Genomic DNA, 754 nt, shown 5'->3' with positions numbered 1-754 from the left:
GCCACCGATCCAAGACGTGCTGCCGGCAGGATGTGCCGGTAGGCTTAAGATCGGGTTCCAGCGACCAGGACTCGCTCTACCGTTAAGCTCGATTACGCTGCGCCCCTCGACTGGAGGATGCATCTTGATCCGGGCCGCCCTGCCGCCCCTGCTCGCCCTTGTCGCGATCGTCGCCGTGCTTGGGCTTTCGGGCGAGGCTTCTTCGCGCGGGGTCAGCCAAATCTTTTCGCCGGGGGGGGTGAAGCACGGGACCTACAACGAACCAAATTGCCGCGGGGGCCCGCGCCCGGGGCAGCCTCAGGGGGCGGGCTGCACCCAACCAGCGGAAGCCACGGCTCCCTGTCGGGGCGGGGACGGGAGCTTCAGCCCGCATCGCCCCGGCCCCTGCTCACCCCCCCCCCGCGTCGGGGGGCGGGGCGCCGCGGGGGGGTGGGAGCGGGGCGGGGAGGGGAAGTCCGACCGGTCCTACATAGATATCGTTCGCCGCTGCCAGACGGCTACGCAAACCACGGCCTATCGAGGGCGCATCACGTGGCTAGTGCACGCTCTTTGGTCCGGAGGAGCTGAAGCACGGCACCTACACGAACCGAGATGGCTGCGAGGTCCCGCGCACGGAGCAGCCTCAGGGGTCGAGCTGCACCAAGCCAGCGGAGGGTACGGCCCGTTGTCGGGACGGTGACTGGAGCTTCAGCCAGCATCGCCAGGGCACATGCTCACGCCACCGCGGCGTCGGCTGCTGGGTCGCCGCGGGTCA

General features: G+C 69.8%; 1 protein-coding gene. It reads left to right on the top strand.

Going from position 1 to position 754, the window contains the following annotated elements; translation table 11 throughout:
• Positions 1-563: 563 nt before the first annotated feature.
• Positions 564-754, top strand: a 191-nt coding sequence (locus MKK82_RS34470; protein WP_409566835.1) for a DUF3761 domain-containing protein, incomplete at its 3' end; no start/stop codon positions are given.

Origin of the sequence: Methylobacterium sp. E-046 (assembly GCF_022829625.1) — a bacterium.
Classification (GTDB): Bacteria; Pseudomonadota; Alphaproteobacteria; order Rhizobiales; family Beijerinckiaceae; genus Methylobacterium; species Methylobacterium longum.
Note: the sequence above shows the minus strand (reverse complement) of the source record. Positions and strands in the feature narration are given on the sequence as shown.